Below are 26,069 nucleotides of genomic sequence, written 5' to 3'. Positions count from 1 at the left end.
ATGAGTTCGATCAATCGACGCGACTTCGGGATCGCTGTGGTCGCGACCATGCTGCTGCCGGTCACGGCGGCCCGCGCCGAGGACACCGCGATTCACATCGACAACTTCTCGTTCACCCCGCCCCAGCTGGACGTGAAGGTCGGCACGACCGTGACCTGGACCAACCGCGACGACATCCCGCACACCGTGGTGTGTGCGGGCAAATTCCGCTCCAAGACCATGGATACCGACGGCACCTTCTCGTTCACCTTCACGGAGCCCGGCGAGTACAAGTATTTCTGCTCGCTGCATCCGCACATGACAGGCAGTGTCAAGGTTGGGTAACGTGACAACCCATACAATCACAACCATGCCCGGCCGGTGGCCCTCCGCCCCCCGCCGGGCACGAGCCGTCTCTCGACATGCCGGGCAGGACACGATGGTTGTCAACGCGTCGCAAGACGATCCCGAAAAGGCGCGGCGCTTCCGCGAGGCCGCACTGCCGTATCTTGACGACGCCTATACGCTGGCCCGCTATCTGCTGCGCGATGCCGCCGACGCCGAGGATGCGGTGCAGGAATGCTATCTGCGCGCCTACAAGCATTTCGACAGCTACCGCGGACCTGCGATGAAGCCGTGGCTGTTCGCGATCCTGCGCAATGTCTGCCGCGCCGAATACGCAAGGCGCAAGACAGCTCCAACCGCGGTCGAGGAGTTGCCCGAAGGCGGCGAGCAGACCCCGCTGTGGAATGAAGCCCCGGAGACCCCGGAAAAGCAGCTGCTGCGCCGCTTCGACGGCGAGACCGTGCGCAAGCTGGTCGCGGCGCTTGCCGAGCCGTTCCGCGAGACCTTCGTGCTCAGGGAAATCCAGAATCTTTCATACCGCGAGATCGCCGATGTCGCCGCCGTGCCGGTCGGCACCGTGATGTCCCGCCTCGCGCGCGCCCGCGCCATGCTGCGATCGGCCTGGCTTGCGGAACAGGAGCAAGCGAAATGACCTGCGAGGAAGCAGAAGTGCTGATCCACGCGCTGATCGACGGCGAACTCGACGCCGGCCATGCGCGCGAAGTGGAAGCCCATGTCGAGGGGTGCGCGCATTGTGCCGCGCTCATGAAGGAGTATCAGGAGATCCGCCAGGCGATCGCCGAGAGCGATTTGCGCTACAAGGCGCCGCTCGAGCTGCGCCGCAAGATCGAGAAGTCACTGCCGCAACCACAAGCGCAGGCGGCGCCGACCCGGCGCTCGGTGCTGCGCGGCTTCGCGCTGGGCTCCGCGGTGTCGGCGATGGCGGCGACCGGCCTTGTCGCGATCGTGCTGCGCAACGATGACGAGCAGCGCATCGAGAACGAGGTCGTGTCGGCGCATCTGCGTTCGCTGCAGGCCGGCCACCTCACCGACGTGATCTCGACGGATCAGCACACGGTCAAGCCCTGGTTCAACGGCAAGCTCGACGTCTCGCCGCCGGTGATCGATCTCACCGCGCAGGGCTTCACGCTGATCGGCGGCCGGCTCGACTACGTCAACGCCCGCGAGATCGGCGCCGTGGTCTACAAGCGGCGCCAGCACGTCATCAACCTGTTCGTGGCGCAGACCGCGAACACCGAACGCAAGGCGGCGAAGATCTCGACGCTGCAGGGCTTCAACATCCGCCGCTGGAGCGACCGCGGCTTGAATTATTGGGCGGTCAGCGATCTCGGCGCCGACGAGCTTACGGAGTTCGGCGACAAGTTCGAGGGCGCGATGCGCGCGAACAAGGAGGGGTGAGTCTTGTAGCCCGGATGAAGCGCAGCGTAATCCGGGGACGGTCTTACCCGCTGTGAGAACCCCGGATTTCGCTTCGCTGCATCCGGGCTACAGGTTCGAAACTACGCCGACTTGCGTACCGCGTTGTCGACCAGCGTCTTGCCGAGCGACCAGATCGCGCCGGGCACCTTGTGGCTGCCGGCGATCACGTCGTCGAACGACTTCTCGATCCAGGTGCAGTCCTCTTCGGTGATCATGAGCGGCGGCAGCAGCTTGATGGTGTGGAGGCCGTGGCCGGCGACCTGGGTCAGGATCTTGTGATCCTTGAACAGCGGTACCGTGATCAGCTGGCAGAACAGGCCCTTGTTGGCGGTCTCCAGCAGATTCCACGACGCCTTGAGCCGCAGCGATTTCGGCGGACCGAACTCGACGCCGATCATCAGGCCCTTGCCGCGCACTTCCTTCATCAGTTCATAGCCGGGCACCATGCGCGTCAGCGCAAGACGGAGCTCGGCGCCGCGTTTGGCGGCGTTCTCGACGAGCTTCTCGGCCTTGATGACGTCGAGCGTGGCGATGCCGGCGGCCATCGCCAGATCGTTCTTGGCGAAGGTCGAGCCGTGCACGACCGCGCGATCCATCTGGTTGAAGATCTTGTCGAAGATGTTCTTGCGCGTCAGCAGCGCGCCAATCGGCACGTGACCGCCGGACAGCGCCTTCGCCAGCAGCACCATGTCGGGCTCGATGCCCCAATGCTCGATCGCGAGGAATTTTCCGGTGCGGCCGATGCCGGTCTGGATCTCGTCGGCGATGAACAGCGTGCCGTATTTGCGGCACAGCGCCAGCGCGCCGGGCAGGAACTCGTCGGTGGGCATGTTGACGCCCTTGCCCTGGATCGGCTCGACGATGAAGGCGCCGACCTGGCGCGACGAGAGCGCCTTCTCCAGCGCCTCGAGATCGTTGAAGGGAATCGGGGTGCAGCCGGGCAGCAGCGGCTCGAATCCGCCGCGGAAATTCGAATCATCCGTCAGCGACAGCGCGCCGTAGGACAGGCCGTGGAACGAATGCCCGCAATAGACGATACCGGGGCGGCCGGTCGCGCCACGCGCGAACTTGATCGCGGCTTCGACGGTTTCCGCGCCGGAATTTGCGAAAAACACCTTGTCCAGATATGGAACATGCTCCAGAAGCCGTTCCGCGAGCACGCCGGCGAGCGTCGAGACATCGAGTTGCACAAGATTGGGCAGATCGGCGTCAAGCACGCTCTTCAGCGCCTGGCGCAGGGCCGGATGATTGCGGCCAATCGCAAAAACGCCAAATCCGCTCAATAGATCAAGGTAACGAGCCCCCTGACGATCGAAGAGGTATTGGCCTTGCCCCTTTTGGAAGCCGACGTCGTAGCCGATGGTCTTGAGAACGCGAACGAGCTGCTCGTTGAGGTGACGCGTGTGCATGGCACCGCGCTGCCCCTCGCGCTCTACAAAAATCTCGGAAACGTCTAGATTGGAACTTACCATTCGTTACATACGTCGGTTGATGGCCATCTCGTCAACTTAAAACGCTCGCTAGCGGCGTTTTGACCCCCGCTCGGATCGTCCAGTTAAGCACAGGTTTGGACCATGTTGCACTGCCCAAGAACTTTCGCGCGTACAATAGCCTTTTCAGGTTTATTTTTGGCCACCGTATTATCACCGGCACTTGCAGCGGACCCGACCGGCGACTGGAAGGTCGCTGACGGTGTCGCCACCATCCGCGTCGCCCAGTGTAATGGCAACATGTGGGGTGCGGTGTCGTGGGAAAAAACCCCGGGCGGCAAGGATAAGAACAATCCTGATGCTGCGAAGCAGAGCAGGCCGACGCTCGGCATGCCGATCCTGATCGACATGAAGAAGAAGGCCGGCGCCGATGCGTGGGAAGGTCAGGTCTACAACGCCAAGGACGGCCAGCTTTACAGCTCGACCATCAAGCCCGTCGGCACCGATCAGCTCGAGATCCAGGGCTGCGTGCTTGGCTTCCTGTGCGGCGGCGAGACCTGGACCCGCGTCGGTCCGCCGATCCCCGTGAGCGCCGCCAGCAACCCGGCGGCGAAGGGCACCCAGCCCAAGTCAACAGCACCGCAGAAAACCACCGGCGCCGTGGCGCCGCCCACCAAGCCCGGTCAAAAGCAGGCCCCGGGCAACGCCAATGCACAGGCTGACGCCGTGGGCGATATCTGCCTGCTCCCGGACATCGCGCGACCGACGCATTAGCGGAAGCCTGCGGGGAACACCGTCCGCTGACATCGCGGCGGCTCGGCGGCGCCTGCCGCCAAGCCGGTTCGACAGCGAACCGCCAGCGCGTCAGGTGACGTCGTTGGCGATGTCCTCCTCCTTGACCTCGCGCGGCTTGCCCATCAGCGCCGGCTGGAACAGCAACACCGCCGCGAGCGTGGTGACGAGCGAGAGCGCCAGCAGCTTGCCCATGCTCGCGGTACCGGGATGGCTCGACAGCCACAGGCTGCCGAACGCGGTCGCCGTGGTCAGCGCGCTGAAAAAGATCGCGCGCGTCAGGCTCGACTGCAGCAGATTCGTCCTGCCCTGGCGCCACGCCGTGACATAGTAGATCTTGAACGCCACGCCGACGCCGAGCAGCAGCGGCAGCGCGACGATGTTGGCGAAGTTGAGCGGCAGCCCGATCAAGACGCAAATCTCCAGCGTGACGATGCCGGCGACTAGGAGCGGCACCAGCGTCATCAGCACGTCGACGACGCGGCGCAGCGTGAGCCACAGCAGCAGGCCGATCGTGACCAGCGCCAGGATGCCGGCGTGGATGAACGCCTTTACGATGACGTCGCCCGACTTCAGGATCGAGACCGGCCCGCCGATCGCGGTCGGCTCGGCGGCGAGCACGGCGTCGGCAAAGCGGCGCAGATTGTCGTTGTCGTTCGGATCGCCCTTCGGCTCCACCTCGACACGCATCAGGCCGTCCTTGGTCTTCCAGCTGTCGACGAGTTCCGGCGGCAGGTTCTGCAGCGTGACGGTCTGCGCCTGCAGCGTATTGCGGAGCTGATCGAACACGATCTTCATCGGCGCGACGAAGACGTCCTGCGCCTTGTCGCGGGTCGCCTGGTTCGAACCGGCGAGCTTCTGCAGGGCGTCGGCGAGCCGGCGCGCGGCCACCGCGCCCGGCCCCTTGCCGTCGCCCGCGGTCTTGCGCAGGCTGTCGACCGAGCTCTTCAGCGACTCGACATTCTCCTGATCCGACGGCGCCGGATCGACAGAATCCGGGTTGAGCGCGGGGCCAAGCGTCTTGGCCGCCTGCCCGATCAACTTCAGCTTGGCCGGCTGGTCGTCGGGCACGAAGCTGTCGAGCGACATCACGCGCGACACTTCCGGCAGCTTCTCGAGCTTGGCCTCGATCTTCTTGGCGTCGGCTTCCGAGCGCGTCATCACGTTGATAGCGTTGGCGCCGGTGTTCGGGTCCTTCCGCAGGTCGAGGAAGGTCGCGATCGATTCCACTTTGGAATTGCGCAGATTGATCGGGTTGAAGTCGAACTTCATGTAATGGAGCAGCGGCAGGCCCGCGAGCGTGACCAGCAGCGTGCCGACGATGATCGGAACGCGATGCTTCTCCAGGAACAGATCGAGCGGCGCCAGGAAGGCGTAGCCGACCGGCTCCTTTTCGCCGGGCGGATTGAGCAGATCGAGCAGCGCCGGCAGCACCGTGATGCTGGTGACGAACGCCACCAGCATGCCGGCGCCGGCGATCTTGCCGAGCTCCGAGATGCCCTTGTAGTCGGTCGGCAGGAAGCAGAGGAAACCGGCGGCGGTCGCCATCGCCGCGAGCGACAGCGGCACCGCGGAGCGGCGCGCCGCGTTTTCCAGCGCCAGTGTCAGATTGTCGTTCTTGAAGCGCTCGGAGCGGTAGCGAACGCTGAACTGGATGCCGAAGTCGACCCCGAGGCCGATGAACAGCACGGCGAAGGCGATCGAGAGCAGGTTCAGCGAGCCGACCATCATCAGGCCGACTGCCGTGGTGATGGCAAGCCCGATGAACAGGTTCACGAACACGGCGAAGATGATCTTGCCGGAATGCAGCGCCATCCAGAGGATGACCAGCACGATCACCACGGTGCCGATGCCGTTGGTGATCGCGCCGTCCTGCACGGTGGCGTATTCCTCGTTGGCGATCGGCACCGGTCCGGTCAGGCGAACGCGCGCGTGATATTCGGTCGGGAATTTCAGATCGGCCGCCGCCTGGCGGATTGCATCGGTTGCGGCCTTGCCCGGCTCCAGCGCCGAATAGTCGATGATCGGCTTGATCTCGATGAAGGCGCGCTTGTCCGAATCGGTCAGCGGCTTGTCGCTGGTGAGCTCACGCCAGGAGAAGGTCGCGTCGCCCTTGGCGAGGACGGTCTCGACCGTCTCGGAGATCAGGTTGAAGGGCGGCGCGGCATTGTCGAGCTTGACCTGCCCGCGCTTGACGCCGGCAAGACCGGTCTCGAGCGCGCCGGTCAATCCGCGAATCGAGGGATCGCCGGCCATGATCTCGATCAACGGCGCGGCCGATTCGAGCTGGCCCGCGACCTTGCCGACCTCTTCGGTCGGCAGGAACAAGAGGCCGTTCTTCTCGAAGAATTCGCCGGAGCCGAGCGCGGTGATCGCCTCGAAGTTCTTCTTGTCGGCCTGCAGCTTCGCGGTGAGCGCCTTCGCGGCCGAGCTGGTCAGCTCGGGCGTCGCTGCCTCGACCACCGCCAGGATCAGGCGCTCGCGATCAAACGCTTCCTCGAACTGGTTGTCGCGCTTGCGCCAATCCAGATCCGGCGAGATCAGCTTGTTGATGTCGGTGTTGATCGAGAAGTTGCGGGCCGTGTAGAAGCCGGCGCCGATCGACAACAGGACAGAGAAAATCACAACCGGAAGGGCAAAACGCGTACAGGTCCTAACAACGGAGACGACAATATTTGTCAGCACTTCGTTTCTTTCTAATCTCGGGGAAGCATGGCCGAAAACGCCCGCTCTGTAGCGGAGTTCCCGGGACCGATCTAATGTTGTTTTGGTTATCTTCCTCGACGGGACGGCGAGGAGGTTCCAAACCACAGGAACGGCCACGAATGGCCGGTATAAACCCCATGAGTGGGCGATAAAGTGACGAACAAGTGAGGGAGACGGACGGTCGCAGAGACCAAAATCCACACTATATTACCTCAAACACCCCTCCTTCGTGATCCTGTCCCCACTCGAAACGCTACCTTTTTGCCACAAATCGCTGTATTTCCATGCGCTTGGGGCACAGATCCCTTCCAGGAACTGTGATGGCGCGGACATTGCAACTGACGTTGCGACGTCCGACGTGTGGAGTGCGTTGCCGAAAAGGCCGCAGGGCATTGAACGAGATTGGTGCAATTTGCGTAACGGACGTCCGATGGAAGTGTTTCTTGCTCAGCCGCGCGGCTTTTGCGCGGGCGTCGTGCGTGCGATCGAGATCGTCGAACGCGCGCTCGAGAAGTATGGCCCGCCCGTCTATGTCCGCCACGAGATCGTGCATAACAAACACGTCGTCGAGAGCCTGAAGAAGAAGGGCGCGATCTTCGTCGAGGACCTCTCGGAAGTGCCGGCCAAGGCGGTGACCGTGTTCAGCGCCCATGGCGTTGCCAGGAGCGTCGAGGAAGAGGCGGAAGCCCGCGACCTGCCGGTGCTCAATGCCACCTGCCCGCTCGTCACCAAGGTCCACAACCAGGGCAAGCGCTATATCTCGAAGGGCCGCGCCCTGATCCTGATCGGGCACGCCGGCCATCCCGAGGTCGAGGGAACCATGGGACAGGTTCCGGGGCCGGTTCTGCTGGTCCAGAGCGTCCAGGATGTGGCGGAATTGAGGCTGCCGAGCGATGCGCCGGTCGCCTACATCACCCAGACCACCCTGTCCGTGGACGACACCAGGGACATTATCGCGGCCCTTCAGGCAAAATTTACAGATATTCAAGGCCCGGATATCAGGGATATCTGCTATGCGACACAGAACCGCCAATCTGCGGTAAGGGACCTCAGCAAACTGGTTGACGTCATTTTGGTGGTGGGGGCCGCCAACAGTTCCAACTCGAACAGGCTTCGTGAAATCGGCACCGAGGTCGGTGTCGCGAGTTATCTCATTGCCGATGGGAGCGAACTCAATCCGGATTGGCTCAAGGATGCGAAGGCCGTCGGCATTACCGCGGGCGCTTCTGCGCCCGAAGTTTTGGTCGACGATGTGATCGAGGCTCTGCGGCGGATCGGACCGGTGTCGGTCTCGGTCGTTCCGGGCCGAGAAGAGAATATCGAATTCCAGCTGCCAGCCGAACTGACTGCGGGCTGATCTGAACCCACATCCCCTTGATAAGTGCAGAAAGAAATCGTCTAATGGCTATACCGTTCTTCAAGGAAATGCGTATCGGCGGTTATCTGATCAAGCAGAAGCTGCTTGGCCGCAAACGCTATCCGCTCGTGCTGATGCTGGAACCCTTGTTCCGTTGCAACCTCGCCTGCGTCGGCTGCGGCAAGATCGACTATCCCGATGCGATCCTCAACCGCCGCATGACGGCGCAGGAATGCTGGGATGCGGCCGATGAGTGCGGCGCGCCGATGGTCGCGATCCCCGGCGGCGAGCCGCTGATCCACAAGGAGATCGGCGAGATCGTGCGCGGCCTCGTGGCGCGCAAGAAGTTCGTCTCGCTGTGCACCAATGCGCTGCTGCTCGAGAAGAAGCTCGATCTGTTCGAGCCGTCGCCCTATCTGTTCTTCTCGGTTCATCTCGACGGCCTGAAGGATCACCACGACAAGGCGGTGTCGCAGAAGGGCGTGTTCGACCGCGCCGTCTCGGCGATCAAGGCGGCGAAGGCGCGCGGCTTCACGGTCAACGTCAACGCCACCATCTTCGACGGCCATCCGGCCGAGGAGATCGCCAAGTTCCTCGACTTCACCACCGAGCTCGGCGTCGGCGTCTCGATGTCGCCGGGCTACGCCTATGAGCGTGCGCCCGATCAGGAGCACTTCCTCAACCGCACCAAGACCAAGAAGCTATTCCGCGACGTCTTTGCGCTCGGCAAGGGTAAGAAGTGGAATTTCATGCATTCCGGCCTGTTCCTCGACTTCCTCGCCGGCAACCAGGAATACGAGTGCACGCCCTGGGGCATGCCGGCGCGCAACATCTTCGGCTGGCAGAAGCCCTGCTATCTGCTCGGTGAAGGCTACGCCAAGACCTTCAAGGAGCTGATGGACACCACCGACTGGGACACCTACGGCACCGGCAAGTACGAGAAGTGCGCCGACTGTATGGCCCATTGCGGCTACGAGCCGACCGCGGCCACCGCGGCGATCAACAATCCGCTGAAGGCGATGTGGGTTGCGTTGCGCGGCATCAGGACATCAGGCCCGATGGCGCCCGAGATCGACATGTCGAAGCAGCGTCCGGCGCAGTACATCTTCGCCGAGCAGGTCCAGAAGAAGCTCTCGGAGATCCGCCGCGACGAGGCTGCGGCCGCCGCCGCCAAGCAGCAAGCGAAGACTTCCACCGCCGCCTGACGCGCGATATGAGCGAAAGCAGAACATGAAAGCCCCGGTTCAGCGAACCGGGGCTTTCTTCTTGGATCAGGATGCCGCCTGCTCTTCCAGTCTCGTGCGCAGAAGCAATTTCTCGATCTCCGCCGCGCGCGGCGCGCTGAGTGTGCCACGCTCGATCCCGAGTGGGACATTGCGCAAAGCGAGCTCGCGATACAGGGCGCCGGATGGAGGAAAGCGCTCGTCCAGCGCCCGGAGGTGCTTGAGGATCGTTCCGACGTCGCCGCGCGCCACGCACCCGCCCATGCCATTGGCCAGTCCGCCGTCGAGAACGGCCGCGACCGTCCCGCGCAGCAGCGGCATCATCGCGCGCAACGCGTCGGCCTCGCTGGCGCCAAAGCTCTTCCAGAGCTCGACGCCTTCCTTGAGCAGCGCGATCAGGAACGGGCCGACATAATATGCCGACGCATGATAGAGCGCCCGCGCACCGGCCGGCAGCGCCAGCGGTTCGCACCCGATCCGGGTCGCAAGCAATTCCAGGTCACGCCTGAAGTCGCCCTCTGCCTCGATGCCGACGGTGCATCCGCGCAATCCCTCGAGCGCGACGTCGGGATTGGCAAACATCTGCATCGGATGAAATCCGCCGGTCGCGGCGCCTGCGGATTTCGCATGATCAAGCGCGGCCAGTTCGGTCGCGCCGCTGCAATGAACCACGCGGTGCCGCGGCTCCCAGCGCAAATCGCGGCACACCGGCAGGATCGCGTCATCGCTCACGGTGAGGAAAACCATGTCGCAGCTGTCGACGACCTGCTGCGCGTCCGTCATCGGCCGCGCCGACGGGATGCGGGATCCGAGCCGCTGCGCGGCATCGGCACCGCGGTTGTGGAACGCCGCGACGTTCAGCCCCGCGCGGGCGAAGGCCGGCGCGAGCGTTTGCGCCACGCGGCCGGCGCCGATGAAGCCGATCCGCAACGCCGCCAGCGCCCTGTTCATTGCGCGTAGCTCCCATCGATGCGATCGAGCCTGCGCCGCAGCGCCGGCCATTCCAGCAGGCCGTAGCCGGCCTGCAGATTTTGCGCCGCTTCATTCAGCACCGGATTGGTGTCGTGCTCATTGTCCAGCGTGATCTCGGTGCCGGCAAAGCAGGTCACCGTGTTGCCGATCGCCATCTCGGTCGGCGCATGCAGCGGCCGGCCGCAGCCGAGCGCGTCGACCTGGATCCGGCAGGCCTGCTCCAGCCAGTAGATCGCATTGAACGCCTGCGGAATCGTGTTGCCGCAAACCAGGAGGCCATGATTGCGCAACACCAGCACATTGTTGCGGCCGAGATCGGCGACAACCCGGTCGCATTCGTCCCGATCGATCGCCGGCCCCTCAAAATCGTGATAGCCGATCCGTCCGTAAAATCGCATCGCGGTCTGCGACAGCGGCAGCAGCCCCTCGGCAAGCGTGCTGACCGCGGTGCCGGCCCTGGTGTGGGTATGGAGAACGCAGTTCACGTCGGGCCGCGCGCGATGGATCGGGGCGTGCAGATAGAAGCCGGCGACGTTGACGTTGTAGCCGTGGTCGGGCTGCAGCAGGGTGCGGCCCTCGATGTCGATCTTGACGAGGCTCGATGCGGTGATTTCCTCGTACAGCATGCCGTAGGGATTGATCAGATACTGATCGTGATGCCCCGGAACCTGTGCACTGATGTGGTTGTAGATCAGGTCGGTCATTCCGTAGAGCGCGACCAGGCGGTAGCACGCCGCAAGATCGACGCGGGTTGCCCACTCCTGTTCTCCCACGACGGCCCTGATATTGCTGACGGCACAAACTTGGGTCTGACGCATGTTACTGGGGCCCTTGGTGTCGGATGACGGAGGCGCGCGCGACGATACGGCTGAGGCCTTCCGACGGTGGAAGCCCGCCGAATACATGCATCCCGTCCGCGCCAAGCCTGGATTTCACGAACAGATCGGCAGCAGCGGCGTCGCCATGTCTCAGCATCTCGGCAGCCTGCAGCGCATGCGCCATGCGGGTGACGAGCGCTCTTGCGTGCCCGTCGTCCGGATATTTTGCACGCAATCGATCGGCGAGGTCATCCGTGCTTCGGTCATAGACCGGATTGAGGCCCCTGCTCGCACGCAACTCGTCGACGAACGCATCCCGGCAATTCGCATCGCGTTGCATGGCGCGCAGGACGTCCATGCACATCATGTTCGAGGTGCCTTCCCAGATCGAATTCAGCGGCGCCTCGCGATAGAGCCGGGCCATCGGATTCTCCATGATAAAGCCGTTGCCGCCATGCACCTGCAGGCATTCATAGGTGAAGGCCGGCGCCCGCTGGCAATTCCAGAACTTCATCACGGGTGTCGCGACCCGCGCCAGCAATCGCTCGTGTTCGCTTGTTTGCAGGCCGTCGGTCGCACGCGCGACCCGAAATGCGCCGAGCATCGCCGCCTCGCTCTCGAGCGCGAGGTCGGCGAGCACATTGCGCTGCATCGGGAGCTCGGACATCGGCTTGCCAAACGCGGTTCGCGTTTGCGCATGGTTGAGGGCGAGGCTCAGCGCCTGGCGCATCAGCCCGGCGGAGCCGACCGCGAAATCCAGCCGCGTCAGATGGGCATGCGAAAGGATTTCCGCGATGCCGCGCCCCTCTTCGCCAACCAGGATCGACCACGTATCGTGGTATTCGATCTCGCTCGACGCGTTCGAGCGGTTGCCGCATTTGTCCTTCAGACGCTGAATGTGGATGCGGTTGGCGCTGCCGTCGGGCAGCAGACGCGGCACGAACAGGCAACTGACGCCGGACTGGGTGCGCGCCAGCGTGTAGAATCCGTCGGCCACCGGCACCGAGAAGAACCATTTGTGGCCGGTGATCGCATAGATCTCGCCATGCGCACCCCGCTCGACGAAGCGCGCGGTGGTCTGGGTCTCGCGCAGATCGGAGCCGCCCTGCTTCTCGGTCATCGCATAGCCGATGACCGCCGCACGCTTGGCCTCGATCGGAAGCCGCCGCGGATCGTAGTCCGCCACCAGCGTTCGCTCCCGCCACAAATTGAATTGCGGCTTGCCTGAGAATCCGGCGATCGCGGCGTACGCCATCCCGGTGGGGCAGCCGACGCCGTTCTCGATCTGATTCCAGAGATAGCTCAGCGCCGCGCGCGCCAGATGGCCGTGTGGTTCGGGCGTCGACCAGGCGAGGCTATGCACCTCGCTCCGGAACGCCAGCGCCATCAATTCATGCCAGGCCGGGTGAAATTCGACCCAATCATTGCGGTTGCCATACCGGTCATGGGTCAAGAGCGTCGGTTCGTGCTCGTTGGCCAGCCGTGCCGCCTCCTGCACGGATTCGCTGCCTGCATGGGCGCCTAGCGCGGAAAGCTTGTCTGTCGCCCACGGCGCGATCGTTGCGATCAGGCCACTCAGCGCGCGGTCGTCATCGAACGCATTGAAGCCGAGCGCCGGCCGCGCCTGATTGCGCACTTCATGGGTCGCAAACGGAGCGGCTTGCGCTTCGGCGACGGCAACCGGCTGGACGCGCGCGTTCATGCGGAGACTCGCGATACAGGGGTGAGTTCAGGCGTGGCGTGGCGAAACAGCATGCGCGCGGAAAGCCCTGCGATCGACTGTGCGATCGCCTTCGCCGCATCGGAATCCGGGGCCGCTTCGGGTGCAAGGGGACCAACCAGCGCCTCCATGAAGGCGCCGGTCACGCAGGATGCCGCGACGTTCGCGTCGATCTCGACGAACTCACCGCCGGCGATGCCGCGCCGGACCAGCCTTGCGATCTGATCGGCCAGGGCCGCCCGGTATTTCAGGCGCGCCGCGTCGATCTCGGGTTCGCAGGGTTCGGCGATCAACGCGTAGGCCAGGCGGCGTCCGCGCATCGCCCGGACCGCGAAAGTGTAGATTGCGTCGACCAGGCACTGGGATGCAGATCCTTCCGCCTCGACGATCGCGGCGACCACGGCCACCTCGCGCTCGGACACCAGGGCGAGCACCTGCGCGTACAGGTCCGCCTTGGAGTCGAAGTAGCGATACACGCTGCCCGTGGCCACGCCCGCCCGCGAGGCGATCAGGGCGATCTGGGCGTCCTTCCAGCCACTCAGCGCCACGGCCTCCCTGGCGGCATCGAGAATGCGCGCTTTGGTTTCGACCAGTTGGTTGAGGCGAACGGCAGCGATTGCCATAGTGAACCGTAATTCATGAATTAAGGATCATAATTCATCCTCGGATGAATAGCCCTGCCTGTCAAGCATCGACCAAAGCGCCCTCCGGCCGCAGGGCCGTTCCGGGGGGGGGGGGCGCCGACACGCTGCCGGCGGCCGTCAGAGGCTGCGGCGCGACGCAGGGGCGCGAGGAACAGGGATACGCTGGGTCTTACCGCACAGCCGACGCGCACGTCCCACTGAGCGCGCGGGACCGGAACAGCGTGGCATCAGGCGAAACCTTCAGGCATCAAAACAAAAGGCCCGATCGCGATGCGACCGGGCCTTAGTGTTGAGCTTGATGCGGGGAGAAACCCGGTCCCGGACCGGCGCAGCGGATCAGGCCGCCTTCGCCGTGATCAGAACGTCTTCCACCGGCATCAACACCTCGTTGCCGAGCAGGAAGCCGCGGCAGCTGCGCAGCGAGCGCAGCGCGCGGTTAAAGTCAATTCCGGTCGACACCAGCGCGCGCAGCGTCCGCGGGTTGCGGGCGATGCCGCGCAGCACCTTGCGCAGGTCGATGTCGCCGTTCGGCTTCACCGCGGATTTCGCAAGTTCCGGTAGCGCCCGGTGCGCGGGATCGCTGATTACGCGCAACGCGGCGAACGGAATGCCGGCTTTGGCGGCATAGGCCGCCGCGATATGGCTCTCCATGTCGACCGCGGCTGCGCCGGTCATCGAGCGCAGAGCGGCCTTGCAGGCCTTCGCCGCGATCACCTCTTCCACGCCAGCGAGACCGCCGCGGACGATCCTGCGCCGCTTCAGTGCGGCACTGGCGATCATCTCTTCGTTCAGCGCGGATGCGGCCAGGAAACGGGTATCGCCCGACATCACCTCGGTCGCGACCACGACGTCGCCCGACTTGAGCGATGGGTCGAGCCCGCCGGCCACGCCGAACGAAATCACGCCACGGAAGGTGGTCGGATCCAGCGTCGCCAGCAACTCACGCAGCTGCTGCGGATCGCTCGAACTGCAGATTACGATCATGCCGGGGCCTGCCGCGATGCGGGCCTCCTGCACCAATCCAGTCACAATCAATACCGGCCGAGGATCAATTCTACTGCCCACGGTCTCGGCGGCCCCCGCCTCAACAATCACATCCCGACCCCTACCACCCTGCTATTGGTGCTTCTCAAATTTCGATACCGCGCCAGCGCCCAGAGCGGAAAGAACTTCGAGTAGCCATGATATCGCAAGTAAAATACCCGCGGAAACCCCGTAGCTGTGTATCGCTGCTCGTCCCACAGCCCTTTTTCCGTCTGTGTTGCCTTTAGGTACTCCACCCCCCGCGCAACAGCGGGATTTTCGACCTCTCCGGCCGCCATCAATCCAAGCAAAGCCCATGCCGTTTGCGAGGAGGTCGAAGGCGCAACTTCATAACCCTTGTAATCCAGCCGGTAACTGACGGCGTCCTCGCCCCAGCCGCCGTCCTGATTCTGGACTGACGCCAACCAGTCGACCGCTTTCCGAATCATCGGGTCGTTGCGATCGACCCCTGCGACATTTAGGGCCGACAGCACCGACCAGGTGCCGTAGATGTAGTTCAGACCCCAACGGCCGTACCAGGAGCCCTCGGCAAGCTGGGTGCGCCGCAGATAGGCGACGCCGTCAGCCATCGCCCTGTTGCTCTCGGCGGTCTCGCCGAGCTGGCCCAGCATCGAGATGCAGCGCGCGGTGACATCCTCGGTCGGCGGATCGAGCAATGCGCCGTGATCGGAGAACGGGATGTTGTTGAGGTAATATTCGAGGTTGTTGACGTCGAACGCGGCCCAGCCGCCGTCGCGGCTCTGCAGCCCCTCGATCCACTCGCGGCCGCGCGCGATGGCCTCGTCATATTCCCTGGTTCCGGTGTGGCGCCGCACGCGGTCCATCGCCATCACGACCACCGCGGTGTCGTCGAGATCGGGATAGTGGTCGTTGTTGTACTGGAACGCCCAGCCGCCCGGGCGGACGTCCGGCGCCTTGACCGCCCAATCGCCCTTCAGCTCCAGCACCTGGCGCGGCTTCAGCCAGTCGAGGCCCTGCTTGGCCTTGGCCAGGGTGTCGTCGCCGCCCGCTTCCTGCAGCGCATGACTGGCCAGCGCGGTGTCCCACACCGGCGAGACGCAGGGCTGGCAATAGGCCTCGTGTTCGCCGACCACGAGCAGCTTGTCGATGCCGCGGCGGGTGATGGCGCGCGGCGGGAAACTCTCGTCCTTGCCGAGGGCCTCGTACATCATGACGATGTTGGCCATCGGCGGATAAATCGCGCCCATGCCGTCTTCGCCGTTCAGCCGCTCTTCGGTGAAGGCGAGCGCGGCATCGATCGCGCGCTGGCGCAGGCGCTTCGGAAACATCGGCTCGATCACCCGCAGCACGGCGTCGAGCGAGCGGAACAGATAGAACCAGCTCGGGCTCTGATGCGGCGCCTTCGGCGCCATGCGGACCGATTTCGGATCCTCCAGGAAGAGCTCGTCGATGCCGACGCCTTTCGGATTCTTCGCACACGGCTTCAGCGCGGCAAGCACCATCAGCGGCACCATGGTGGTGCGCGCCCAGTAGGAGATCTTGTTGATGTGGAACGGCGACCACATCGGCAGCAGCATGATCTCGATCGGCAGCACCGGCGTCGCGCGCCAGGTCACGACGCCATAGAGCGCAAGCAGGAAGCGCGTGAACACGTTGCTGCCCGAAGCACCGCCGCGCGAACGGATCGCCTCGCGCGCCCGCACCATGTGCGGCGCGTCGACGGAATCGCCGATCATCTTCAGCGCGAAGTAGGACTTCACGCTGGCGCTCATGTCGAACGGGCCGTCATGCACCAGCGGCCAGCCGCCATGCGCGCCCTGGACGCGGCGCAGATAGTTGCCGATCTTGGCCTCCAGCCCGGCATCGATCGGCTCGGCCAGATAGTGACGCAGCAGGATGTACTCGGCCGGAATGGTGCTGTCGGCCTCGAGCTCGAACACCCAATGTCCGTCGGACTGGCGGTAGCCGAGCAGCGCTTCGGTTGCCTTGGAGATGCTCTTCTCCAGCGCGACCGGATCGACTGCAACGCTGTGATCTCTCGCAAGCATTTCGCTCGATATCCTCTTCATCGCGGGCCGGCTGATCGAAAGCCGCGGCCGCTCCAGAGCATGATCCGATTGCTTCGGATCATGCTCTCGTTTGCTTGGTCGCGTTTTCTTCACGCGAACCGGTAACCACTTCGCTCGAAAGCGCGCCAACAGGTCGAATCTAGCGTCTGGCCAGAACCAGATCGGCGGCGCGATCCCCCGATCGCACCGATCCCTCGATGGTTGCCGGCAACCCGGTAGCAGTCCAGTCGCCGGCAAGGAACAGGTTTTTTTGCGCCGTCGTGGGCCCCGGACGCAGGGCATTCTGCTCCGGCGTTGCCTCAAATGTGGCACGGCGCTCGCGCACGATCTGCCACGGCGGCAGGTCGCCGGAAACGCCCGACGCCTCGCAGATATCCTGCCAGATCGCCTGCGCGAGCTCCTCGCGCGGCATGTCGACCAGGCGGTCGCCATTGCTGATCGTCACTGACATCCGTTGCGGGAACGCGAACAGCCACTCCACGAGGCCGCCGACCACGCCGAGAATGGGCGCGGCGTCGCGCGGCGGATCGACGCGGAAATGCGCATTCACGATGGCGCGGAATTTGGTCGGGGTTTTCAGGCCGGGCAGCAGGGATGCCGCAGCGCGCGGCGGCACGGCGAGCACGACCGCATCGTCGGCTCCCAGCGCGATCTTGTCGCCATTGCCAAAATCAAGCTCACTGATGCGATCATTTGCCATGCCGAGCGCACGCAATTCGTGACTGAACTGAACGCTGTGGCCCCTCTCCTGCAGCAGCTTCACGGCCGGCTCGATCAGGACCGAACTTAGGCCGTCGCGCGCGATCAGCGGACGGCAGGCCTGCCCGCCCGCGAGCAGCGTCTCGCGCACGATGGCGCCGGCGAGCCCGGCCGAGCCCTCCGGCGGATCGACGTTCAGCGCGGCGAGCAGCAGCGGCTGCACCAGGCGGTCATACAGCGTGCCCTTGCAGGGAATGGTGTTGCCGACCAGCGCCCCGGTGCCGGCCCAGGCCAGCGGCGCCAAGGCGAGATAGTCGCGCAGGGTCGTATCGGGAACGCGGCGCGCCTCGTCGAACACCCACAGCGGCAGGCGGGAATCGCCGAGGTCGAGCTGCCAGCGCTGGCCGCTGGCAAGATCGACGAACGGAAATTGCGCGCGCGCTGGCCCGACGAGGCCGGCCTCGGTGCCGATCGCGCGCGCGTAGCTCAACGCATGGCGATTGCCCGACAGCAGCAGATGGTTGCCATTGTCGATGGTGAGATTGGTGGCGGCGTCGAAATAGGAGCGGCAGCGGCCGCCGGCCTGCTGGGTCGCCTCATGGACGAACACCTTGTAGCCGCCATTGGCGAGGCGCACGGCCGCGGAGAGGCCGGAAATGCCGGCACCGATGATATGAACGGTCTTTTGCATCAGATGATCGCGTAACGAAGAAGGATGCCGATCTTGGCGGCCTTGGACACACGTACCGGCGCACGCGGGGCGGTGAAGCCGCGCGCGATCAGGAGATCGAGAATCGCGCGGTAGTATTTCGACATGATCCGCGGCGCGCGCACGGCGCGGCGCGAATTGCGCTTCATGATCTCGTCGGATTTCTGGAAATGCATCCTGGCCCGCTCGGCCAGCGGCGCGCACACTTTAGGCAGCGCGCGGTCGGCGGTGACGCGGGCCGGATCGTTGTTGGTGATGCCGGCGTGCCAGAGCCATTCGCGCGGTAGATAGAGCCGGCCGAGACCGGCATCCTCGTCGATGTCGCGCAGGATATTGGTGAGCTGCAGCGCGCGGCCGAGGTGGTACGCGAGCTGGATGCCATCGTCCTCGGGCAGACCGAATACGCGCACCGACAATCGGCCGACCGCGCTCGCGACGCGATCGCAATACAAATCGAGCGTCGCAAGATCCGGCGCGCGGATATCCTGCGGCACGTCCATTTCCATGCCGTCGACGATCGCGACGAAATCCTCGCGCTTCAGGCCGAAGGTCTTCACCGATCCGACATAGTCCTTCAGGCGCTCCGGCGGACGTCCCTCATAGAGCGCGTCGATATCGTCGCGCCACTGCTGCAGCGCGGCCAGCCGCTCCGGCCTCGGGCCGTCGGAATCGGCGATGTCGTCGACCTGCCGGCAGAAGCTGTAGATCTGGAACATCGCCTCGCGCTGCGCGTGCGGCAGGATGCGCATCGCGGCATAGAACGAACTGCCCGACGCGGTGCTTCCGTAATTTGCGTTGGCAGCCGCCTCTGCGCTCATGCGCCCGCCGCCGTCTTGGAGACCGCGCGCCGTCCGGTCGCACGCCGCGCCGTCTCGCCGGCGACGCCGCCGAGGCTCTGCAGCAGCAATTCGACCGGGCTCAGATGCACGCGCTCGCTGAGCGGATCGCGCACCTTCAGCATGTTGACGATCTTGTCGGCGAACGCCTGGATCACGGAAATCTCGAGCCCCAGCCTGAAATCCTTCACCTCCGCGGCGAGCGACTTGCTCTGGTCGAGCAGCGCCTCGGTGCGCACCGCGAGCGCCTGCAGGCATTTGAGCAGGGCCGGCTGCGACTTCGCCTCGCCGAGCATCTCGACGGTCGCGCTCGCGGCGGCCAGGGCATCGCGCGGCAAATAGACACGGTTCAGGTTGCGGTAGTCCTTGCCGCAGTCCTGCAGATGGTTGTTGATCTGCAACCCGGCGCAGAGCGCGTCCGACGCCGCCCAGGTCGAGGTATCCTCGCCGTGCACGTCGAGCATGAACCGCCCGACCGGCATCGCCGAGTACCGGCAATAATCGATCACGTCGTCCCAGTTCTCGTAGCGCAGCTTGGTGACGTCGAGGCGGAACGCCACCAGCACGTCGAGCGCGTGCCGCGGCGGCATGCTGCGCTCGGCAAAGGCGCGGCGCAGATTGACCGCTTCCTTCTGGGTGTCGCCATTGCCAAGCAGCTCGGCCTCCATGAGGTCGAGGTAGCGCAGCTTCTCCTCGGAGGGCAGCGTGGCGTGATCGGCAATATCGTCGGCGGTGCGGACGAAATTATAGAAGGCCAGGATCAGGGCACGATGCCGCGGATGAATGATCCACGACGCGACCGGAAAATTCTCGTCGCGGTGGGTCTTTCCGGATCGCAGGTCGCTCGCGGTGGTCATGGGAAATTTGGGCTACACTGGTCATGGCACGACGCAGGCGCGAGAGGTCAGCGCATGCGGGGGGATTTGCGAGCCCCATATAGGGGAATACGCCACCAAAACCAATGCTGTCTGTGACCGCCAGCATACCAAGCCCGTGGCCGGCACAGATGCCGAGCACGGGCCTTGCAGCGGTCCATGGGACCTGAAGCGGCCTTACTGGCCGTGGGTCTTCAGCACCTGGTCGCAGGCGGCGCTGATCTTGGTGCGGTTCTGCTGCAGGCAGGCGAGAATGGTGAAATCGCCCTGATCGATCACGGCGCGGCAGTGACGCTGCACGTCGCGCGTGCAGGCCTTCTGCTCATCGGGTGTCCCGCGCGTCTGCTGCTGGGCGAAGGCGCCGGACGAGAGCGGGATCGACAACAGGGCAAGAGCCAAGAGAAATTTACGCATCGTATTCCTTCATTTCCGACAGCAGAAAATCTGTTCCCGAAAAGCGCTTCGGCACGGCCGGGACGGATTTTGGGGATTGCAGACGCCACGTATCGCGGCAACGGATTGACGACAAGCACCGTTAAATGCGGCTAAATTTGCGGCGCTGTAAACCCCTACATAAGTTATTGATTCGCAATGACGATTCGTGCCATCACTTTGTCGCGCTCGGCTATTGCGGACAGCAGTTGCGCAAAGCTAGATGCCGTCACGAAGCCGACGGTTTCTGATTCTGTTCGATGACAATATCGGCGCCGCGCGCCGTTTCTGTCGTTTGAACCTAACATTCTTCGGTGACACTAAACCTTCGATGCGGCGAGACGTTTTCTTGCGTAGGAAGCGTTGATTTTGATGGGAAAATTCACAATGAAACTGTTTGGTTCCAGCCTTTATGGTCAGGCTCTCAGGGCTGTGGGCGTCGGCGCCGCACTGATGCTCTCTGCCTCTGCCGTCCACGCCCAGGCCAGCGGGCCGTTTGCCGGTTTTGCCGGCTCGTGGACCGGAACGGGCACGGTGGCGCTGTCCAACGGCACGACTGAACGGATTCGTTGCAAGGCGGATTACAAGGTCGCGCCATCGGGCATGAGCCTTAAACAGTCCCTGCATTGCGCCAGCGACAGCTACAAGTTCGACCTCTCCAGCGACGTCACCAGCCAGGGCGACCGGATCTCCGGCAACTGGAGCGAGGCGAGCCGCAACATCTTCGGCAATCTGCAGGGCACCGCGGGCGGCGGGCGGATCGACGTGTTCGTCGAGGCGTCCGGCTTTGCCGCGAACCTGAACCTGCAGACCAACGGCTCCAAGCAGGTCGTACAGATCGACTCCAAGGGCGAGATTCGCGGCGTCTCGATCACGATGACGAAGAGCTGACGCTCCCGGCCGATTGCGCCCACAAGACACAACGGCCCGGTTCCGAACGCTTCGGAACCGGGCCTTTTTGCTGCGGCTCTTTGATTGCTCGTCGATCAGGCCTTTTCGATCGGCGCAGGCTGGCCGCCCCTGCCGCGGAGCTTTTGCGACAGATTGATCAGGAACATCGAGGTCGGCCGCAGGATGAAGAGGTCCGCGACCAAGGCTGCGACCATCGAGAATGCGCTGAGCCAGCCGAACAGGCGCAGCGACGGCAGGTCTGAGAACACGGTGACGACGAGGCCGCAGGCCAGCACCACCGTGGTCAGGATCAGCGCAGGGCCGACCAGGACGGTGGCGCGCTCCACCGCAAGTTCCGGCGTGACACCCGGCTTGGTCTCGAGCCGCAGGCGATTGAGGAAGTGGATGGTGGCGCTGAGGCCGAGGCCGAATGACACCGTCAAAGCCACAACGCTGGCGAATTGCAGCCCCTCCCCGAGCAGCCACAGCACGGTGCCCGACAGCACCACCGGGAAGATGCCCGGCAGGATGCAAGAGAACATCACCACGATCGAGCGGAACGCGAGCCCGATGAAGATCGCGACCAGCAGGAATTCGATGGTGAGGCCGTGGTTGAGCTTCTCGATCATGCTGGCGCTGTTGCGTGCGGCAATCACCGACAGACCCGTGACCGCGATCTCGTAGCCGGGATGCTCGGCGCGCACCTTGTCTAGCGAATGATCGAGTTTGTTCACCACCGGAAGCAACTGGCTCGAGTCCACATCCGGGACGCGGCCCGACACCACGACAGCATCCTGATTCTTGTCGATGAACCGGCGCACCAGGTGTTCAGGGATCAGGTCGACATATTCCTTCAGCGTCGCGACATCATTGCTGCCGGCCTTTTCGGCGAGCCAGCGCCGCAAGGTCTCCAGCGACCAGACGTTGCCGACGCCGGCAGAGTCCTCGACCATCGCATGGACATCGGCAATCGTCTTCAAGGTCTCCGGCGAGTATAGCGATTGTCCCTTGGGGAATTCGATCAGCACATCGACCGGATTGGCGCCGGTCAGCTTGGCGTCGAGCCGGCTCGACGCCGCCACCGCCTGCCGCTTGTCCGGCACCTGATCGGCGAGCCGGTAGCGCGGCTCGAGATTGGCGTAGATGATGCCGAGGCCGCCGACCACGATCAGCGCCAGCAGGCTGAACAGCCCGGGACGGCCGACCATGCGCACCGCGATCCAATAGCAGAAATTGCGCAGCGCCTGCACGCCGGCATCCGCGCTCTGGAACTTGACCGCAAAGATCTTCTCGTTGCGCACGAACAGGACGCCGAACACCGGCACCAGCGACAGCACCGCGATCAGTGCGATGATGGTCGCCGCAAGCCCGGCCTCGCCGAACTTGCGGATCAGGTCGGAATCCGAAAACTGCAGCGCGATGAAGGAAATTCCGGCCGTGCCGTGCGTCAGCACGCAGGCCGGTCCGACTACCAGCACCGCATTCTTGAACGCGGTGAACTTGTCCTGCCCCGCGATCAGCCGGTCGCGCGCCGCGAATGTCAGCTGCATCGAGTCGGAGAAGCTGATCACCATGATGAGCGGCGTCATCACGTTGAGGAACATGTTGAGATTGAAATTGGCCCAGCCGAGGCCGCCGAGCGCGAGCAGGATCGCGATCATCGGCGGGAACGCCGCCGCCACCATGAAGGATATCTTGCGGAAGAAGATGATGGCGATGATGCAGCCGGCGAGGATGCCGAGGATGTTGTAGGTCAGGCCGTCGCGCTCGACCGCGTTGCGGATCTCGAGCTGCATGACCGGCACGCCGGACAGCTGGGCATTGAGCCCGCTGCCGCCGAGATCGTCGGCCATGATCTTCCTGATGTCGCCGACCACCTTGCTGAGCTTGTTGCTGCCGACCACTTCGGGCTCGAGCGACAGCACGATCAGCGCGAGCGTGCCGTCCTCCGACAGCAGCTTGCCGCGGATGATCTCGTTGCTTTTGACGGTCTCGACGAACTTGTCGTAGGCCGCACCCTCGGGAAGTTCATTCGGGAACAGCGCCGCCGGCAGCTTGCCGGGCTCCGGCGCCTGGCGCGCGGAGAACAGCGACACCAGGCCGCGCACGCCCTCGACGAGCTGCAGGTCGGTGACCATGTCGCGCAGCTTTTCGAGATTGTCGCGGGCGAGCAGCGTCTTGCCTTCGACCACGACGAGGACGTCGAACTCGGTCGCCGGGAAGCGCTTGGTCACCGCCTCATATTGCTTGTAGTCCTTGGAGTCGGAGCGGAACAGCTGCGACAGCGAGTCGTCGATCTTGATCCGGTGCACGCCGAACACCGCGCCGATCAGCAACAGAACGAGGACGACGCAGGACAGGATCGGCGCCCGCATCGGGATCAGGCCGAGACGCTCGATCCCGAACGCGATGCTGAGGCCCGACCGCGGCTCTTCGATCTTCTCGACGTGGACCTGACTTTCGGAATTCTTTTCGAGCATGCCCTGTCCAGTTCTGAAAACGGCTCAATCTGTCTAGCTTGGGTCTAGGGGCGCGAATGAGGCGGGTGAGCGCAACTGATCGGCGCTAGTCCTTGAAAACACGCGAATATTGACCGGCGCCGGTTTTACCTGCCCACCCCGTTGCTCGCAAGCGCGAGGGGCGAGGCAAATCGACGGGGAACCGCCGATATCAGCCATTAAGTATCTGATTTGTCACACCCTGGTAGCGCATTCTTCGACGATCCACCGCCGCTTTCATCTTTCAACGCGACCCCTGTGATCTGGCGTGCCAGGCCCTCGCGCACAAGCCACGAAATCCTGAATGCGGCTTCCGCATAGCTCAGTCCGGCGTGGTGGATGTTGGAGATGCAGTTGCGGTCGGCGTCGGTGAGGCCGATTCGCGGCGCGAAGGTGAGATAGGCGCCCAGGCTGTCGGGTGCGGACAGCCCGGGCCGTTCGCCGATCAGCATCACCAGCATGCGCGCGCCGATGATGGCGCCGATCTCGTCCCCGAGCGCGACCCGCGCGCCGGACGCTGCGATCACCGCGCCGGCGTCGATGTTGTCGGCCGCAAGGCGCGGCACGAGATGCCGGATCAATTCGACGGCATGCACATTGACCGCCGTCGGCGACAGGCCGTCACCGATCACGATGGCGCAGGGGCATGCGGCGATGCCGCTGCTCTCGACCGAGCGCCGCGAATCGGAATCCAGCATGCGCCCGAGATCGGGCCGCCGCAGATAGTCGCGCCGGCTGTGCGCCTGGCTCGACACCTCAAGCGGGGTGATGCCGAGGCCGGCAAGACCGGCCGCAATCCCGCTGACGTCAAAGGCGGCGTGGACGGCGTCGCGGGCGCGGGCATGGTCGAGCGTGAACGACAGCAGCGCATCGGTCGGCAGGCTGGCCCCGGACCGGCCGAGACCGACGCGCGCCGGTGTGAGCTCGCGCAGATCGGCAAGCGAGGGGGACAAGGGCGCCGGCGGTGTCGTCATGCTGTTATTCGGCGGGGACGGAAGCCTCGCGCAGCCGGATCGAGTAGTTCGAGGCGTTCTGCCGGCCGCTGGAGGCTGCACGCGCAAAGGTGATCAAATGATGCGCAACCAGCGTCGCCGAGATCAACCCCTCGATGTCGCCGCGCTTGAGCCGGCCGAGCGCAAACCTCCAGAACACGCGCTTGTAGTCGCCGAGCACGCCGACCTTCCAGAAGATGTTGCGGAGCATGATCAGGCCGCGCCGGATGTTGGCCCAGCTCTTCATTTCCGGGCTGACCGGCACCTTGATGCGATTGGCATAGGTGTAGTTGCATTGATGCAAATAGCGCGCGAACAGCTTATTCGGCTCGTAGGCAACTTCCATGCATTTGCGCCAGGAGCTGACCACGTCCTCATAGGGCAGCAGGAACTCGACATTGGAGTCGCGGCCCTCGTCATCGATCAGACGCCCGGCTTTTTCGAGCCGATCCCACAATGGCGTCTTCGGCAGCGCCTGCAGCAGGTTGATGGTGAGCAGCGGAATCCGCGACTCCTCGACGAAGGAGAGCAACGCGTCGCCGGTCTGGGGCTTGTCGGTATCGAGCCCCATGATGATGCCGGAGACGACCTCCATGCCGAACGAATTGATGGTACGCACGCCCTCGAGGATCGGAACCATCATGTTCTGATCCTTGTGCATGGCCTTTAGCGCGTCGGGATCGGGCGTCTCGATGCCGACGAAGATGGTCACGAAGAAGGCTTCGCGCATCTTCTCCAGGATCTCGGGGCGCTTGGCGATGTTGAGCGTCGCCTCGCAAGCGAGGCGCGTGACATATCCGGTGCGCTTCTGCCACTCGATCAGGTGCGGCAGCAGTTCGCTCGCCGCCTTGCGGTTGCCGATGAAATTGTCGTCGACGAAATAGACGGTGTCGGTGGCACCGCACGCGCGCAGCTTGTCGAGCTCGGCGATGATCTGCTGCGGCGACTTCAGGCGCGGATTGCGGCCGTAGAGCCCGGGGATGTCGCAGAACTCGCACTGATAGGGGCAGCCCGAGGAGAACTGGATGCTGCCGAGGAAATACTTCTTGGTTTCGGCGAGCTCATAGGCCGGCAGCGGGAAATCCGTCATCGGCAGACGGTCGATGGTCTTAAGCACCACCTGCTCGTCGGGACGGCTGGTATCATCAGCCAGACGCTTGATCAGCTCATTGGTCGCATCGCCGAGCTCGCCGACGTGGAGGTAGTCGAATGAGGGATAGTAGTCCGGGCAAGCACTGACCGACGGGCCGCCGATCGCGACCACAAGGTCATGGTCATGCGCGCGACGGCAGATGTCGTTCATCTGCTGGCGCTGGATGTGCATACCGCTGACGAACACGGCATCCGCCCACTCGAAATCCTCCGCCGTCGCCGGACGCAGGTTCTCGTCGATGAAACGCACCGGCCAGTTCTCGGGAAGGTATGCGGCGATCAGCAGCAGGCCCTGCGGCGGCATGAACGCCTTGACGCCGTCAGTGAGGGGGTAGGCGTGCTCGAAGGTCCCAAAGGACGACGTATAGCGCGGAAAGACGCAGAGGATACGCCGAATTGTCTTTATGCCCTCAGCTCTCATCAATCGACCCCGAAGCACCCGCAAATCTAACCATGGCGTGGAACGCTGGGCCAGAAATTCTTCA

General features: G+C 64.1%; 22 protein-coding genes. 7 read left to right on the top strand and 15 right to left on the bottom strand.

From position 1 onward, the window contains the following. The 3 genes from XI02_RS15635 (at position 1) to XI02_RS15625 (ending at position 1,743) form a co-directional block, all read left to right on the top strand. Positions 1 to 324 carry a cupredoxin family copper-binding protein gene (locus XI02_RS15635; protein WP_018270595.1) on the top strand — a complete coding sequence of 108 codons (324 nt, stop codon included), beginning with the start codon at positions 1 to 3 and terminating at the stop codon, positions 322 to 324. Positions 325 to 418: 94 nt separating this feature from the next. Beyond that, positions 419 to 976, top strand: a complete 558-nt coding sequence (locus tag XI02_RS15630; RefSeq protein WP_018270594.1) for a sigma-70 family RNA polymerase sigma factor — start codon at positions 419 to 421, stop codon at positions 974 to 976. Further along, a complete protein-coding gene (locus tag XI02_RS15625) occupies positions 973 to 1,743 on the top strand; it encodes an anti-sigma factor (RefSeq protein WP_172648180.1) in 771 nt (256 codons plus the stop codon). The genes XI02_RS15630 and XI02_RS15625 overlap by 4 nt, the downstream gene beginning before the upstream one ends. 101 nt (positions 1,744 to 1,844) lie before the next feature. Here XI02_RS15625 and hpnO read toward each other — a convergent pair whose 3' ends face one another. Continuing rightward, a complete protein-coding gene (gene hpnO, locus XI02_RS15620) occupies positions 1,845 to 3,236 on the bottom strand; it encodes an aminobacteriohopanetriol synthase HpnO (protein WP_057015689.1) in 1,392 nt (463 codons plus the stop codon). Positions 3,237 to 3,338: 102 nt separating this feature from the next. On the opposite strand from hpnO, the gene XI02_RS15615 reads away from it, so the two are divergent. Beyond that, positions 3,339 to 3,968 (top strand): DUF2147 domain-containing protein, encoded by a 630-nt coding sequence (locus XI02_RS15615; protein ID WP_172648181.1) that lies wholly within the window; start codon positions 3,339 to 3,341, stop codon positions 3,966 to 3,968. 90 nt (positions 3,969 to 4,058) lie between these two features. On the opposite strand, the gene XI02_RS15610 is transcribed toward XI02_RS15615, so the two are convergent. Continuing rightward, positions 4,059 to 6,671, bottom strand: a complete 2,613-nt coding sequence (locus tag XI02_RS15610; protein WP_172648182.1) for an MMPL family transporter — start codon at positions 6,669 to 6,671, stop codon at positions 4,059 to 4,061. 451 nt (positions 6,672 to 7,122) lie between these two features. Here XI02_RS15610 and ispH point away from each other — a divergent pair, with 451 nt between their 5' ends. Continuing rightward, positions 7,123 to 8,049: a 4-hydroxy-3-methylbut-2-enyl diphosphate reductase gene (gene ispH, locus XI02_RS15605; RefSeq protein ID WP_018270589.1), complete on the top strand. Its 927-nt coding sequence runs from the start codon at positions 7,123 to 7,125 to the stop codon at positions 8,047 to 8,049. A gap of 44 nt (positions 8,050 to 8,093) precedes the next feature. After that, positions 8,094 to 9,254, top strand: coding sequence for an adenosyl-hopene transferase HpnH (gene hpnH / locus XI02_RS15600; protein ID WP_038375997.1), 1,161 nt, complete (start codon positions 8,094 to 8,096; stop codon positions 9,252 to 9,254). A gap of 66 nt (positions 9,255 to 9,320) precedes the next feature. On the opposite strand, the gene XI02_RS15595 is transcribed toward hpnH, so the two are convergent. The 10 genes from XI02_RS15595 to XI02_RS15550 form a co-directional block, all read right to left on the bottom strand. Next, positions 9,321 to 10,223 carry a Rossmann-like and DUF2520 domain-containing protein gene (locus XI02_RS15595; RefSeq protein WP_244980712.1) on the bottom strand — a complete coding sequence of 301 codons (903 nt, stop codon included), beginning with the start codon at positions 10,221 to 10,223 and terminating at the stop codon, positions 9,321 to 9,323. Further along, positions 10,220 to 11,062, bottom strand: coding sequence for a class II aldolase/adducin family protein (locus tag XI02_RS15590; protein WP_172648184.1), 843 nt, complete (start codon positions 11,060 to 11,062; stop codon positions 10,220 to 10,222). Before XI02_RS15590 ends, XI02_RS15595 begins: the two co-directional genes overlap by 4 nt. Before the next feature lies 1 nt (position 11,063). Next, the gene (locus tag XI02_RS15585; protein WP_172648185.1) at positions 11,064 to 12,764 is read right to left on the bottom strand and encodes an acyl-CoA dehydrogenase family protein; all 1,701 of its coding nucleotides are present in this window, start codon (positions 12,762 to 12,764) and stop codon (positions 11,064 to 11,066) included. Further along, positions 12,761 to 13,405, bottom strand: coding sequence for a TetR/AcrR family transcriptional regulator (locus XI02_RS15580; protein WP_018270585.1), 645 nt, complete (start codon positions 13,403 to 13,405; stop codon positions 12,761 to 12,763). The genes XI02_RS15585 and XI02_RS15580 overlap by 4 nt, the downstream gene beginning before the upstream one ends. A gap of 357 nt (positions 13,406 to 13,762) precedes the next feature. Further along, the gene (locus XI02_RS15575) at positions 13,763 to 14,521 is read right to left on the bottom strand and encodes a phosphorylase (RefSeq protein WP_038375998.1); all 759 of its coding nucleotides are present in this window, start codon (positions 14,519 to 14,521) and stop codon (positions 13,763 to 13,765) included. Beyond that, on the bottom strand, positions 14,518 to 16,479 hold the full coding sequence (gene shc / locus XI02_RS15570) for a squalene--hopene cyclase (RefSeq protein WP_172648186.1): 1,962 nt from the start codon (positions 16,477 to 16,479) through the stop codon (positions 14,518 to 14,520). Before shc ends, XI02_RS15575 begins: the two co-directional genes overlap by 4 nt. A 160-nt stretch (positions 16,480 to 16,639) precedes the next feature. Next, the gene (gene hpnE, locus XI02_RS15565; protein ID WP_172648187.1) at positions 16,640 to 17,890 is read right to left on the bottom strand and encodes a hydroxysqualene dehydroxylase HpnE; all 1,251 of its coding nucleotides are present in this window, start codon (positions 17,888 to 17,890) and stop codon (positions 16,640 to 16,642) included. After that, on the bottom strand, positions 17,890 to 18,726 hold the full coding sequence (hpnD, locus tag XI02_RS15560; protein WP_172648188.1) for a presqualene diphosphate synthase HpnD: 837 nt from the start codon (positions 18,724 to 18,726) through the stop codon (positions 17,890 to 17,892). The genes hpnE and hpnD overlap by 1 nt, the downstream gene beginning before the upstream one ends. After that, positions 18,723 to 19,601, bottom strand: coding sequence for a squalene synthase HpnC (gene hpnC / locus XI02_RS15555; RefSeq protein ID WP_172648189.1), 879 nt, complete (start codon positions 19,599 to 19,601; stop codon positions 18,723 to 18,725). Before hpnC ends, hpnD begins: the two co-directional genes overlap by 4 nt. Positions 19,602 to 19,796: 195 nt before the next feature. Beyond that, the gene (locus tag XI02_RS15550) at positions 19,797 to 20,033 is read right to left on the bottom strand and encodes a hypothetical protein (protein ID WP_026192498.1); all 237 of its coding nucleotides are present in this window, start codon (positions 20,031 to 20,033) and stop codon (positions 19,797 to 19,799) included. A gap of 405 nt (positions 20,034 to 20,438) precedes the next feature. Here XI02_RS15550 and XI02_RS15545 point away from each other — a divergent pair, with 405 nt between their 5' ends. Further along, positions 20,439 to 20,942, top strand: a complete 504-nt coding sequence (locus XI02_RS15545) for a hypothetical protein (RefSeq protein ID WP_026192497.1) — start codon at positions 20,439 to 20,441, stop codon at positions 20,940 to 20,942. Between the two features lie 95 nt (positions 20,943 to 21,037). On the opposite strand, the gene XI02_RS15540 is transcribed toward XI02_RS15545, so the two are convergent. From XI02_RS15540 to XI02_RS15530, 3 genes are all read right to left on the bottom strand, one after another. Further along, positions 21,038 to 23,422: an RND family transporter gene (locus XI02_RS15540; RefSeq protein ID WP_018270581.1), complete on the bottom strand. Its 2,385-nt coding sequence runs from the start codon at positions 23,420 to 23,422 to the stop codon at positions 21,038 to 21,040. A 197-nt stretch (positions 23,423 to 23,619) separates the two neighbouring features. Then, positions 23,620 to 24,414 (bottom strand): ethanolamine ammonia-lyase subunit EutC, encoded by a 795-nt coding sequence (eutC, locus tag XI02_RS15535; RefSeq protein ID WP_069276218.1) that lies wholly within the window; start codon positions 24,412 to 24,414, stop codon positions 23,620 to 23,622. Positions 24,415 to 24,418: 4 nt separating this feature from the next. After that, positions 24,419 to 26,005 carry a B12-binding domain-containing radical SAM protein gene (locus tag XI02_RS15530; protein ID WP_018270579.1) on the bottom strand — a complete coding sequence of 529 codons (1,587 nt, stop codon included), beginning with the start codon at positions 26,003 to 26,005 and terminating at the stop codon, positions 24,419 to 24,421. Between the last annotated feature and the right edge of the window lie 64 nt (positions 26,006 to 26,069).

This window comes from Bradyrhizobium sp. CCBAU 21365 (assembly GCF_015291305.1).
GTDB classification, from domain to species: Bacteria; Pseudomonadota; Alphaproteobacteria; order Rhizobiales; family Xanthobacteraceae; genus Bradyrhizobium; species Bradyrhizobium elkanii.
This window is presented reverse-complemented; position numbering and strand designations above follow the sequence as displayed.

Coding starts and splice junctions, on each gene's coding strand:
- XI02_RS15635 (WP_018270595.1), top strand. CDS start 1: ATGAGTTCGATCAATCGACGCGACTTCGGGATCGCTGTGGTCGCGACC.
- XI02_RS15630 (WP_018270594.1), top strand. CDS start 419: ATGGTTGTCAACGCGTCGCAAGACGATCCCGAAAAGGCGCGGCGCTTC.
- XI02_RS15625 (WP_172648180.1), top strand. CDS start 973: ATGACCTGCGAGGAAGCAGAAGTGCTGATCCACGCGCTGATCGACGGC.
- hpnO (WP_057015689.1), bottom strand. CDS start 3,236: ATGGTAAGTTCCAATCTAGACGTTTCCGAGATTTTTGTAGAGCGCGAG.
- XI02_RS15615 (WP_172648181.1), top strand. CDS start 3,339: ATGTTGCACTGCCCAAGAACTTTCGCGCGTACAATAGCCTTTTCAGGT.
- ispH (WP_018270589.1), top strand. CDS start 7,123: ATGGAAGTGTTTCTTGCTCAGCCGCGCGGCTTTTGCGCGGGCGTCGTG.
- hpnH (WP_038375997.1), top strand. CDS start 8,094: ATGGCTATACCGTTCTTCAAGGAAATGCGTATCGGCGGTTATCTGATC.
- XI02_RS15595 (WP_244980712.1), bottom strand. CDS start 10,223: ATGAACAGGGCGCTGGCGGCGTTGCGGATCGGCTTCATCGGCGCCGGC.
- XI02_RS15590 (WP_172648184.1), bottom strand. CDS start 11,062: ATGCGTCAGACCCAAGTTTGTGCCGTCAGCAATATCAGGGCCGTCGTG.
- XI02_RS15585 (WP_172648185.1), bottom strand. CDS start 12,764: ATGAACGCGCGCGTCCAGCCGGTTGCCGTCGCCGAAGCGCAAGCCGCT.
- XI02_RS15580 (WP_018270585.1), bottom strand. CDS start 13,405: ATGGCAATCGCTGCCGTTCGCCTCAACCAACTGGTCGAAACCAAAGCG.
- shc (WP_172648186.1), bottom strand. CDS start 16,479: ATGCTTGCGAGAGATCACAGCGTTGCAGTCGATCCGGTCGCGCTGGAG.
- hpnE (WP_172648187.1), bottom strand. CDS start 17,890: ATGCAAAAGACCGTTCATATCATCGGTGCCGGCATTTCCGGCCTCTCC.
- hpnD (WP_172648188.1), bottom strand. CDS start 18,726: ATGAGCGCAGAGGCGGCTGCCAACGCAAATTACGGAAGCACCGCGTCG.
- hpnC (WP_172648189.1), bottom strand. CDS start 19,601: ATGACCACCGCGAGCGACCTGCGATCCGGAAAGACCCACCGCGACGAG.
- XI02_RS15550 (WP_026192498.1), bottom strand. CDS start 20,033: ATGCGTAAATTTCTCTTGGCTCTTGCCCTGTTGTCGATCCCGCTCTCG.
- XI02_RS15545 (WP_026192497.1), top strand. CDS start 20,439: ATGAAACTGTTTGGTTCCAGCCTTTATGGTCAGGCTCTCAGGGCTGTG.
- XI02_RS15540 (WP_018270581.1), bottom strand. CDS start 23,422: ATGCTCGAAAAGAATTCCGAAAGTCAGGTCCACGTCGAGAAGATCGAA.
- eutC (WP_069276218.1), bottom strand. CDS start 24,414: ATGACGACACCGCCGGCGCCCTTGTCCCCCTCGCTTGCCGATCTGCGC.
- XI02_RS15530 (WP_018270579.1), bottom strand. CDS start 26,005: ATGAGAGCTGAGGGCATAAAGACAATTCGGCGTATCCTCTGCGTCTTT.